A 10,886-nucleotide genomic window follows, 5' to 3' on the forward strand; every position below is an offset into this window, starting at 1 on the left:
CCCCGCACGGCCGGGTCCGCCCGCGCGCCCTCAGCCGAGCTGCGCGGCGAACGCCTCGTACGCCTGGTCGTCGAAGAGGACGAACGTGACCTCCTCGACCCCGGTCCGCGCGGCCCGCACCGTCTCCACGGCGATGCGGGCCGCGTCCCGCATCGGCCACCGGTAGACGCCGGTGGAGACGGCCGGGAACGCGACCGTGCGGGCGCCGAGTTCGTCGGCCACCCGGAGGGACTCGCGGTAGCAGGAGGCGAGCAGTGCGGAGCGGTCCTCGGTGGCGGACCAGACGGGGCCGACGGTGTGGACGACCCAGCGGGCGTCCAGGTCGCCCGCCGTGGTGGCGACCGCCTGGCCCGTGGGCAGGCCCTTGCCGTACTTGGCGGCGCGCAGCTTGCGGCACTCCTCCAGGATCGCGGGGCCGCCGCGGCGGTGGATCGCGCCGTCCACGCCTCCGCCACCGAGCAGCGAGGAGTTGGCGGCGTTGACGATCGCGTCGGCGCTCACACCGGTGATGTCGCCCTGGACGAGGGTGATGGCGGTCATGGCTGTCTCAGCCTCCTCCACACGGCCTTGGCCGCGTTGTGCCCCGACATGCCGTGCACCCCGGGTCCCGGCGGGGTCGCCGAGGAGCAGATGAAGACCGCCGGGTGGGGGGTGTGGTACGGGAACAGGGACAGTCTGGGGCGCAGCAGGAGCTGGAGCCCGGAGGCCGCGCCGCAGGCGATGTCGCCGCCGACGTAGTTGGCGTTGCGGGCGGCCATCTCGGCCGGGCCGGCCGTGGCGCGGGCGAGGATCCGGTCGCGGAAGCCGGGGGCGAAGCGCTCCAGCTGGCGTTCCACGGCATCGGTCAGGTCGCCCTGCCAGCCGTTGGGGACATGGCCGTAGGCCCAGAAGACCTGCTTGCCCTCGGGGGCCCGGGTGGGGTCGGCCACGCTGGGCTGCACAGTGATCAGGAACGGCGGGTCGGGGGCGCGGCCCTCGCGGGACGCGGCGCGCAGGGCGGCGCCGATCTCGGACCGGCTCGCGCCGATCTGCACGGTGCCGGCGACCCGGGCCTCGGGGGCGGTCCAGGGAACCGGGCCGTCCAGGGCATAGTCGATCTTGAAGACGCCGGGGCCGTAGCGGAAGCGGTCGTAGTGGCCGCCGAAGCCGGCGATACGGGCGAGCGCGGTGGGCGAGGTGTCGAAGACGTACGCGCGCGCGGGCGGCAGGTCGTCCAGCCGCTTGACCTCGTAGTCGGTGTGCACGGCCCCGCCGAGGTCCTCCAGGTAGGCGGCGAGGGCGTCGGAGATCGCCTGGGAGCCGCCGCGGGCCACGGGCCAGCCGCGGGCGTGGGCGGCGAGCGCGAAGACCAGGCCGATGGCACCGGTGGCGAACCCGCCCAGCGGGGCCATCACATGGGCGACGAGACCGGAGAAGAGGGCCTTGAACCGCTCGTCGTGGAAGCGGTGCATCAGCCAGGTGGAGGGCGGCAGCCCGGCCAGGCCGAAGCGGGCGAGGGTGACCGGGTCGCGCGGCAGCGCGGTCAGCGGCAGGGACATGAAGTCCCGGGCCAGCGTGTCCCACTTGGACAGGAACGGCGCGACCAGCCTGCGGTAGGCGCCCGCGTCGCGCGGGCCGAAGGAGGCCGCCGTCTCCGCGACGGAACGAGCCAGTACGGCCGCGCTGCCGTCCGGGAACGGGTGCGCCATGGGCAGGTCGGCGTGCAGCCACTCGAGGCCGTAGCGGTCCAGGGGCAGAGCGCGGAACGCGGGCGAGTTGATGCCCAGGGGGTGGGCGGCCGAGCACGGGTCGTGCCGGAAGCCGGGCAGGGTCAGCTCCTCGGTGCGGGCACCGCCGCCGACGGTGGGCTGCGCCTCGAACAGGGCCACGGAGAAGCCACGGCGGGCCAGCTCCACGGCAGCGGTCAGTCCGTTCGGCCCCGCACCCACCACGACCGCATCGAGCATCGACGGCACCTTCGGACCCCTTCGTCAGCCGATGGCCACTCGGGATCAGGATATGCCGCGGGACCGACACTCCCCGGGACCGGGGGCCTCAGGCGCCCGTGCGCAGCAGCTCCGCGATCCGGCGGGCGGTGGCCGTGTCCCGGGCGGCGGTGAACGGCAGCGCGTTGGAGCCCGTCACGCGGAACGGCTCGCCGGTGAGAGTCAGGTGGGCGCCGCCCGCCTCCTCGACCAGCAGCAGGCCTGCCGCATGGTCCCAGGCGGCCTCCCAGGAGAACGCGACGGCGTCCAACTCGCCGCGCGCGACGGCGAGATACTCCAGGCCCGCCGAGCCGCAGGGGCGCGGAGCGAGGCCGTCGGTCCACAGGGCGCGCAGCGCGTTCTTCTGCTCGTCGGTGGTGAAGTCGGGGTGGGAGGTGGCGACGGCGAGGTCGCGGCCGGGTGCGGGCGGGCCCGCGAACAGCCGCTCGCCGTCGAGGAAGGCACCCTGGCCCCGGACGGCCGTGGCGAATTGGTCGCGCGCGGGCGCGTAGGTCCAGGACGCGAGGACGCTGCCCCGGTGGGCGAGCGCGACCAGGGTGCAGAAGCCGTCGTCGCCGTGCACGAACTGCCGGGTGCCGTCGACCGGGTCGATGATCCAGACCGGCACGTCGCCCTGGATCGCCCCGTACGTCGCCGGGTTCCCGTGCACCGCCTCCTCGCCGACGACCACCGAGCCGGGCAGCAGCGCGCCGAGGGCTTCGGTGAGCTGTCGCTCGGCGAGGCGGTCGGCATCGGTGACGAGGTCGTGCGGTCCGCTCTTCTGGTCCACCTCGTGCTCGGCGAGGTGGCGGAAGCGGGGCAGGATCTCGGCCGCGGCCGCCTTGCGGACGGCTTCCTCCACGTCGGCCGAGCAGCGCAGGAGAAACTCTTCGATGGTTTCCGTTTCTTCGATCATGCCCCCCATGAGAGCACGGGCCACTGACAGTCCCCCCGCCCGGCCGGTGACCGCCGGATGGAATCGAGATGAAGAACAGGTGCCGGCGCGGCCCTCAGCGGCCCACGGCGTATCCCTGCATCCCGCGCGGATTGGCCGCTGCCGACAGGACGCCGGTGTCCGGGTCCCGGGCGACCGCGCACAGGCGGCCCTCCGACCAGCCGGGGCCGACGGTGACGTCGTGGCCGCGCCGCCGCAGCTCCTCGATCACGTCCGGGTCCGTGCGGGACTCCACGGTCACGCTGCCGGGGCGGCGGCCGCGCGGGTGGAAGGAGCTGGGGAAGCTGTCGTTGTGCCAGTTCGGGGCGTCGATGGCGCCCTGCAGGTCGAGCCCGCCGCGGACCGGCGCGCGCAGGACGGCGGCGAGGAAGAAGTGCAGCTGCCACTGGTCCTGCTGGTCGCCGCCGGGGGTGCCGAACGCCAGCACCGGGACGCCGTCGCGCAGCGCCAGGGACGGGGTGAGGGTGGTGCGGGGGCGGCGGCGGGGGGTGAGGGAGTTCGGCAGCCCCTCCTCGAGCCAGGTCATCTGCAGCCGGGTGCCGAGCGGGAAGCCCAGTTCGGGCACGACCGGGTTGGACTGCAGCCAGCCGCCGCTGGGGGTGGCCGCGATCATGTTGCCCCAGCGGTCGACGACGTCCAGGTGGCAGGTGTCGCCCCGGGTGCCGCCGTCGGCGGCCACGCGGGGCTCCGCGACGGTCGGCTCACCCGCCCCCATGTGGTTGACGCCGGCGGCGTCGCCGGCCTCCACGCGTGCGTGCGCCTGCGCGGGAAGGCGCGGGACGCGTCCGCCGGGGCCGCCGGGCCGCAGCTCGTACGACGCCTTGGCGCCGACGAGCGCCCGCCGGCCGGCGTTGTAACCGTCCGACAGCAGCTCGGCGAGCGGCACCTCGGCGGCGTCCCCGTACCAGGCCTCGCGGTCGGCCATGGCCAGTTTGCAGCCCTCGACCAGCAGGTGGACGTACTCGGCGGAGCCGTAGGCGGGCAGCTCGGGCGGGAGCAGGGCCAGCTGCTGGAGGAAGGCCGGGCCCTGGCTCCAGGGGCCGGCCTTGCACACGGTCCAGCCGTTCCAGTCGTACGTGACCGGCGCCTCGTAGGACGCCGACCAGCCGGCCAGGTCGGCCTCGGTGAGCGTGCCGGTGTGCCGTTCGCCGCTGGTGTCCAGGGTGGGGCGCCGGGACTGCCGTACCAGGGCCTCGGCGATGAAGCCGGTGCGCCACACCTCGCGCGCGGCGTCGATCCGGGCCTCCCGGTCGCCGGCCCCGGCGGTCTCGGCGAGCAGCCGCTTCCAGGTGGCGGCGAGGGCGGGATTGCGCAGCAGCTCACCGGTCCGGGGCGCGCGGCCGCCGGGCAGGTACACCCGGGCCGAGGACGTCCACTCGGTCTCGAACAGCACCCGGACGCTCTCCACGGTCGCGCCGACGTTCTCCACGGGCGCGTGCCCGTGCTCGGCGTACCCGATGGCGTACTTCAGGACGTCGTCGAGGGACCTGGTGCCGTGGTCGCGCAGGAGCAGCAGCCAGGCGTCGAAGGCGCCGGGCACCGCGGCCGCGAGCGGTCCCGTGCCGGGTACGAGATCCAGGCCCAGGCTGCGGTAGTGGGCGATCGTGGCACCGGCCGGGGCCACGCCCTGCCCGCACAGCACACGCACCGCACCGCCCCGCGGGGCGAGCAGGATCGGCACCTCCCCGGCGGGCCCGTTCAGGTGCGGCTCCACCACGTGCAGCACGAAGGCGCCGGCCACGGCCGCGTCGAACGCGTTGCCGCCGTTCTCCAGGACCGCCATCGCCGACTGGGAGGCCAGCCAGTGCGTGGAGGACACCATGCCGAAGGTGCCCTGAAGCGTGGGTCGAGTCGTGAACTGCATCTCTCACCTCGGTGTTCGCCTGCGTCGGTCGGCCCATCCAACATCAAAGCGGACCGTGGGGAGATTTCCGCCTCTCAGCGATAGCGTGCCCGGCCCACCGCCGCGGCCGTCGTCAGGGGCACGGTCAGGAGCGCCGCCAGCCAGAACAGGGGCCGGTAGTCGTGCGCCTGGGCGGTGGAGGCCGCCAGCCCGCTGGCCACGGCGCTGCCGACGTACAGGGCAACACCGAACATGGCCACGCCCGTTGCGCGGGCCGTCGGGGACAGCGCCGTCGCCCACGACTGGATCGTGGAGTGCATGAAGGACCAGCCACCCCCGAGGAGCAGGGCGACCAGGACGAGCGTCCCGGTCGACTGGCTGTACCCGGCGAGCAGGTACGCCACGGCCATCTGCGCCCCGCCGGCCACGATCAGGCCCACCGGAGACCACTGCCCGACGAGCCGCTTGACCACCTGTGCCGCCGCCATGGAACCGACCCCGTACAGGGCCGCGACCGCGCCGGCCAGGGTGGTGGGGACTCCACGCGCCTCCAGGGCCGGGGCGAGGTAGGTCAGGAAGCCGAGGAGCACCGCCCCCTCCAGCATCGCCACCGCCATCACGTACCACTGCCACGGCGAGGACAGGACCACGCGGAAGGGTGCCAGCAGTGATCCGGAGGGCGCCCGCTCGGGCTCGGGCAGGCGGCGCAGGGCCACCGCCAGGCAGGCGGCGAGGATGCCGGGCAACGCGAACACCAGCCGCCACGTGAGGTAGTGCGCCAGCGCCCCGGCGACGACCGTGGCCACGGCGGTGCCCAGCGCGAACGCGGTCATCAGCTCGCTGAGGGGGCGCTGCCGTATCGCGGCGGGCACCGTGTCGCCCACGTACGTCAAGGAGGCGGCGATGGAGGCGGCGAAGAACGCGCCGGCCAGGGCTCGGGCCCCGATCAGCACGGGAGCGTCGGGAGCGAGGGCCGAGGCCAGGGCGGCCAGGGCCGCGCCGGTGAGCGACACCCGCATCACCCACACGCGGCCCCATCGGTCGCTGGCCACCCCCCACACCGGCTGCATCAGCCCGTAGGTGAGGTAGTAGCCGCTCGCGGCCAGCACCACGGTGGGGAGCGGGGCCCCGAGCCGGGGGCCGATGAGGACCAGCATGGGCGCGATGCAGAAGCGGTCGAAGTTGCTGACGAAGCCGGCGGTGCGCAGCAGCCGCAAGGAGGACGCGGGCAAGGTCGCCACCGGTGTCGACGCGGTGGTGGTCACGGGGTGGACGCTCCCTTCCGAGAGGGTTCGACGAGAACGGGTGACAGAGACGGGCCGATCCTGGGCGGATGCGGTCCGCCACCAGTTCAGCACCGGCCCCCTCGGGGCGGAGACCGCTGGCTATTACCATCACTCACAGCCTGCCGGTTCGGCATCGCGCCTGGTGACGGCAGCATCAGACGAGGGCGCCCGTGGCCGGGCGGACGCCCGCTGTCCGGAGGAGAGGCACCATGACGCGCGGCAGGCTGTCGCCCCTGGACACCTCCGCACCGCCCGCTGCGGACCACGGTTCCTCGCCGGTCAAGGCCGGGCGCCGGCGCGGTGGTCGGTGAGCACCGCGCCGGCACCGCCGGGCGAGTCCCCCCGTCGTGAACTGGGGGCCTTCCTGCGGTCCCGCCGTGAACGGCTGACGCCGAAGGACGTGGGTCTGCCGGACGCCCCGGGCCGTCGGACACCGGGGCTGCGGCGGGCCGAGGTCGCGGAACTCGCCGGCATCAGCGTCTCCTGGTACACGTGGCTGGAGCAGGGCCGGGTGCGCACCTCGGAGCAGGTGCTGCGCGCGGTGTCGCGGGTGCTGCGGCTGGACGCCGCGGAAACCGCGCACGTCCTGTCGTTCGTGGAGGAGAGCAGGCCGCCCGCCGACGCCCCCACCTGGGTGTCACGCAACCTGCTCACTCTGGTGCAGGCCATGACACCGCACCCCGCCGTGGTGCTCGACCCGCACTGGGACCTGCTGGCGTGGAACGCCGGGTACGCCGCGCTGCTGACCGATCCGGCACGGCTGCACCCCAAGCAGCGCAACCTCCTCTGGCTGGTGTTCCGCTGGCCGCCGGCCCGCACCCTGCTCGCCGACTGGGAACACGAGGCCCGCGCGCTGCTCGGCCAGTTCCGTTCCCGGGCGGCTCGCCGGCCGAACGATCCGCGGTTCGCCGAACTCATCGGCGAGCTGCTGTCCGACGGCGACGCGGCCCGCTGGTACGAGCGCCGGGAGACAGCCGGATTCCAGCCCTCGGTCCGCCGTTTCCGGCACCCGGCCGTGGGCGAACTGCGCCTGCGGTACGTGAAGCTGGCCGCCGTGGACGAGCCCGGGCACCACTTCCTGGCCTATCTGCCCGACGACCGCGACTCCGAGGACGCCCTGCGCCGTCTGAAGGCAGGTGGATGAGCCCCGGGTGCCCGGTCGTTCCGGGACCCGGCCCCCGCGGGGCTCACCTCTGCGTGCCGGCGGCGTCCGGCACGTACGGGAGACACGCCCTTCGGCGCCCGGTGAGCGGGGGCTCTCACCGCACGGCCGGTCAGCCGGTCAGTACGGCCTTCAGGACGGCGCCCGCCGCCACGTCGGCCAGGGCCTCGGCGTGGTTCTCCAACGGGTAGGCCGTCACCATGCTCTCCAGGTCGAAGCGCGCGGCCAGGGCGGGAAGCAGCCGCACGTACTCGACCAGGTGCGCGCCGGTGAAGGCCCACGACCCGATCACGTCGAGCTGCCGGTACACGATCTGGTGCGGATTGAGCTCGGTGTCACCGGCGTCGGTGTACTGGCCGATGACCAGGTAGGACCCGCCCCTGCGGGCCAGCGTCAGGCCCTGGGCCACCGCGTCGGGGACCCCGGCGCACTCGATGACGAGGTCGGCGCCGCCCGGTCCGGCGGCGGCCCGTGCCTCGCGCAGCACGGTCTCGGCGTCCGTGTCGCCCACGATGTCCAGGTGCACGTCGCCGATGCCGGCGGCGGCGGCCGCGGCCAGTCGCCCTTCGGGACCGCCGACGATGATGACGCGTGCCGCTCCGGCGAGCTGGGCGAAGGCCGCCGCGGCCAGCCCGACCGGGCCGCTGCCCTGGACGATGACGGTCTCTCCCAGCCGCACGGGCCGCCGCTCGTACAGGGCGTGCACGACCGTGGGACCGGCGCAGGCCAGCGCCATCGCCGCTGTGGCGGACACGCCCGGAGCCGCCCGCACCACGGTGGTACCCGGCTGGAGGACGATGTGGTCCGCCCATGAGCCCGAGAGGGCCACGCCGTCGGTGAGGGCACGGTTGACGCCGTAGGTGCGCCGGTTCTGGCACAGGGTGGGTTCGCGGTGCAGCCGGCACGGCGGACAGAGACCGCATGCGATGGAGGAGGCCCACATCACCGGGTCGCCCACCGACAGCGGCTCGCCCAGGGCGTCCCGGCCGCCGCCCGCGCCGAGTTCGAGTACGGTGCCGTACCCCTCGTGGCCGAGGACCAGCGGTGTCGGTATGGGCAGATGGCCCTGCTGAAGGTGCAGGTCCGTCCCGCAGATACCGCCGTACAGGCGGTCGAGGACCATCCCTTCGGCGGGTGCCGGCGGCACGGGGAACTCGCGCAGCACGGGCGGTGCGCCGAACTCCTCCAGCACCACGGCCCGTCCGGCCCGACCGGCCCGTTCGGTGCGTCCGGTCACGAGGTCACCATCCCCAGAGCTTCGGAGAAACCGTGCTCCAGCGGCCGCAGAGGCGCGGTGTCGCGGCACACCACGTAGTCGGGCCGCGGCTCGCCCTGCGGGCGGGGCGGGTTGGAGCAGGCGTTGTACGTGGCGATGAGCAGCCGACGGGCCCACGGCGACATGTTGGGCGCGGAGCCGTGCACGATCTCGGGCGAGAAGAACACCACCGAACCGGCCGGGCCCTTCGGGCTGGTCATGCCGTGCCGGTCCACGAGGGCGGCGAGCTGCTCCGGGCTCAGGGAGATGTCGTCGGGATCGAGGTGCTGCGCCGACTTCGCGTCGGCCTTGCGCTCCCGGTGCACCAGTCCGGCGCGGTGGGAACCGGGCAGGAAGATGACGGGCCCGTTGAACTCGGTCACGTCGTCCAGGAAGACCCCGATGTTCACCTGGAGCGGGGCGGGCAGGCCGTCGGCTATCCGCCAGGCCAGGTAGTCCTGATGCCAGGCCCACTTGTCGCCGCCGAACGCCGGCTTGGCGTTGATCTTGAACTGGTAGACGTAGACGTCCTCGGGGAGCAACTGGCGGACGGCCGGGAGGATCCGCGGATCGCGGATCAGGCCGCCGTACTCCGGCTGCCGGCGGTGCGAGGCGTAGACGGCGCGCACCTGGCTCTCGCCGTCCTCGGTGACGAGGTGCGGGCCGGGCACGTCGCAGTCACGCTGGAACGCGTGGGTCAACTGTCGTACCTCGTCGCTGCCGAGAAGCGATTCCATGAGCAGGAATCCGTTGTCGTGGTACTCGTCCACCTGCTGCTGGGTCAAACGCATGGCTGTTCCTTCTTCCTTCTTCCGTCGTCCGAGGGGCTTGTGGGGCGGACTCAGCCCATGAAATGGCCGCCGTCGACCACGAGTTGCTGCCCGGTGACATACCGGCTGTGGTCGCTGACGAGGTATTCCAGGGCGTCGGCGATGTCCTCCGGGGTGCCGGTGCGGCCCTGGGGAATGGTGGCCAGCACCTTTTGGAGTCGTTGCGGGTCCTCGAGGCCGTAGCGTTCGACGACCTCGAGGGTGTCGGTGAAACCGGGCAACAAGGCGTTGACCCGGACGTGCGGGGCGAGTTCGAGCGCCAGGCACTTGGTGAGCTGCAGCAGGCCGGCTTTGGCCGCGCAGTAGTTCGCGCCCGACGCGCGCGGTCTGATGGCCGTGGTGGCCGCGATGTTGACGATGGTGCCGCGCCGGGCCTTCACCATGGCCGGGGCCAGCGCGCGGGTGAGGTGGAACGGGCCGGAGAGGTTGGTGGCCAGCACCTCGTCCCAGTCCTGTTCGGTCATGGACAGGAAGGGCCGGTCCCGGTTGACGCCGGCGTTGTTGACCAGCACGGCGGGCGGTCCGTACCGGTGGAGGATGCGGGCCGCGGCCGTGCGGACCTCGCTGGGGCGGGACAGATCGGCACGCAGGGCGACGAGATCGCCGCGGCCCGCGCGTTCGGCCTCGGCGGCCGCTTTACCGTCACCCCGGTACAGGGCGATCACCCGGTGTCCCAGGGTGATGAGACGTCGGCTGAAGGCCGCGCCGATGCCCCGGGTGCCGCCGGTCACCACGGCGAGCGGCCTGGCCTGCGCCGTGGCCGTCACACCGGGGTCCCCTCGGCCGGTACGTCGCCGCGCAGCAGCCCGAATCCGGCGGGTACGTCGGCCGGGTCGTCGCCGCGCCGCACGATGCGGTTGTCGGCGTCGACGAAGACGACGCTCGGGAGGAACGAACGCGCCTGGGCGTCGGCCATGTCAGCGTAGGAGATGACGATCACCAGGTCACCGGGGCTGATCAGCCGGGCGGCGGCACCGTTGATGCCGATGACACCGGAACCGGCGGGGCCCTCGATGACGTACGTGGACAGCCGGTTGCCGTTGTCGATGTCCACGATGTCGACCTTCTCGCCGGGCAGCAGATCGGCGGCCGCCATCAGCTCCGCGTCGATGGTCAGGGACCCCACGTAGTGCAGGTCCGCCTGGGTCACGGTGGCCCGGTGGATCTTGGATTTCATCATGGTGCGCTGCATCAGCGTGTCGCTTTCCGGTAGGTGTGGGAACGGAGGGGAATCGTGTGGTGCGGTCAGGTCTCGGACGACCAGGCGGCGAACCGGCGCCGGCCGTACAGCAGCGGGGCGGGGGCTGCGGTCCGCACCTCGCTGCGCAGGACGTCGCCGACGACGATGGTGTGGTCACCGCACGGGTGCAGGGCGGCGACCCGGCACTCCGCGACGGCGTGCGCGTCGTCGGCGAGGACCGGCAGCCCGGTGGTCGGGCCCGATCGCCAGGACACCTCCACGAACCGGTCCGCGGCGCGGCGGGTGAACACCTCCGCCGCGCCGGGGGGGGGGGGGGTGGGGGGGTGGGGAGGGGGGGGCAGCGGGGGGGGAGTACGGGGAGAGTGTGGGGGGGGGGGGGCGTGGGTACCA

11 protein-coding genes are annotated in these 10,886 nt (G+C 73.7%); 1 reads left to right on the forward strand and 10 read right to left on the reverse strand.

Annotated features, from left to right (window positions below):
- Positions 1-30 precede the first annotated feature (30 nt).
- The 5 genes from AC07CM_RS01115 to AC07CM_RS01135 form a co-directional block, all read right to left on the reverse strand.
- The gene (locus AC07CM_RS01115) at positions 31-540 is read right to left on the reverse strand and encodes an O-acetyl-ADP-ribose deacetylase (protein WP_478874197.1); all 510 of its coding nucleotides are present in this window, start codon (positions 538-540) and stop codon (positions 31-33) included.
- Complete coding sequence (locus AC07CM_RS01120) at positions 537-1,955, reverse strand: phytoene desaturase family protein (RefSeq protein ID WP_478874198.1); 1,419 nt, start codon at positions 1,953-1,955, stop codon at positions 537-539. The genes AC07CM_RS01115 and AC07CM_RS01120 overlap by 4 nt, the downstream gene beginning before the upstream one ends.
- Positions 1,956-2,034: 79 nt before the next feature.
- On the reverse strand, positions 2,035-2,880 hold the full coding sequence (locus AC07CM_RS01125; RefSeq protein WP_478874199.1) for an inositol monophosphatase family protein: 846 nt from the start codon (positions 2,878-2,880) through the stop codon (positions 2,035-2,037).
- 94 nt (positions 2,881-2,974) lie between these two features.
- Positions 2,975-4,783, reverse strand: coding sequence for a gamma-glutamyltransferase family protein (locus AC07CM_RS01130; protein ID WP_478874200.1), 1,809 nt, complete (start codon positions 4,781-4,783; stop codon positions 2,975-2,977).
- A 74-nt stretch (positions 4,784-4,857) separates the two neighbouring features.
- Entirely contained in the window at positions 4,858-6,027 is a 1,170-nt protein-coding gene (locus tag AC07CM_RS01135; protein WP_478874201.1) for an MFS transporter, read from the reverse strand.
- 328 nt (positions 6,028-6,355) lie between these two features.
- Here AC07CM_RS01135 and AC07CM_RS01140 point away from each other — a divergent pair, with 328 nt between their 5' ends.
- Positions 6,356-7,192: a helix-turn-helix domain-containing protein gene (locus AC07CM_RS01140; protein WP_478874202.1), complete on the forward strand. Its 837-nt coding sequence runs from the start codon at positions 6,356-6,358 to the stop codon at positions 7,190-7,192.
- A 130-nt stretch (positions 7,193-7,322) separates the two neighbouring features.
- Here the strand turns inward: AC07CM_RS01140 and AC07CM_RS01145 are convergent, their stop codons facing one another.
- From AC07CM_RS01145 to AC07CM_RS01165, 5 genes are read right to left on the reverse strand one after another with little or no spacing between them, the layout of a single operon-like run.
- Positions 7,323-8,447 carry a zinc-binding dehydrogenase gene (locus tag AC07CM_RS01145; RefSeq protein WP_478874203.1) on the reverse strand — a complete coding sequence of 375 codons (1,125 nt, stop codon included), beginning with the start codon at positions 8,445-8,447 and terminating at the stop codon, positions 7,323-7,325.
- Entirely contained in the window at positions 8,444-9,256 is an 813-nt protein-coding gene (locus AC07CM_RS01150) for a phytanoyl-CoA dioxygenase family protein (protein ID WP_478874204.1), read from the reverse strand. Before AC07CM_RS01150 ends, AC07CM_RS01145 begins: the two co-directional genes overlap by 4 nt.
- A gap of 50 nt (positions 9,257-9,306) precedes the next feature.
- A complete protein-coding gene (locus AC07CM_RS01155; RefSeq protein ID WP_478874205.1) occupies positions 9,307-10,062 on the reverse strand; it encodes an SDR family NAD(P)-dependent oxidoreductase in 756 nt (251 codons plus the stop codon).
- Positions 10,059-10,487, reverse strand: coding sequence for an aspartate 1-decarboxylase (panD, locus tag AC07CM_RS01160; protein WP_478874206.1), 429 nt, complete (start codon positions 10,485-10,487; stop codon positions 10,059-10,061). Before panD ends, AC07CM_RS01155 begins: the two co-directional genes overlap by 4 nt.
- A 53-nt stretch (positions 10,488-10,540) precedes the next feature.
- Complete coding sequence (locus AC07CM_RS01165) at positions 10,541-10,786, reverse strand: flavin reductase family protein (protein ID WP_478874207.1); 246 nt, start codon at positions 10,784-10,786, stop codon at positions 10,541-10,543.
- Positions 10,787-10,886 lie beyond the last annotated feature (100 nt).

This window comes from Streptomyces sp. NPDC044061, from assembly GCF_056434305.1.